A 276-nucleotide genomic window follows, 5' to 3' on the forward strand; every position below is an offset into this window, starting at 1 on the left:
TTTTCAGTTCTCCTATCTGTTGAACTGTGCGGGCGTACGCGTCGCCCTTGCGGTCCGGAAACTGTAGAGCTACTTGCGCGTCCACAGCCTCCAGAGTACGGTATCGGTCGTATAGCTCTTCGGCCAACCCATACTGCGGTTCAAGCTTAGCCACATTCGGAACCACCATCTTCCGGATTGTGGTGCCTGTCCCTTTGTTGAGAGCGGCCACCACACTATCCTTTGGCTTCATCAAATAGGCCAGTGCCTTCTGCTGAACACGGATCAGGTTTTCTG

General features: G+C 54.0%; 1 protein-coding gene. It reads right to left on the reverse strand.

Translation table 11 applies throughout. The features are described from left to right. On the reverse strand, positions 1 to 276 hold a 276-nt coding region (locus AC1RPV_RS07855; protein ID WP_481764212.1), incomplete at both ends, for a hypothetical protein.

It is taken from the genome of Dellaglioa sp. CoH-55-MRSF-9, from assembly GCF_056782155.1.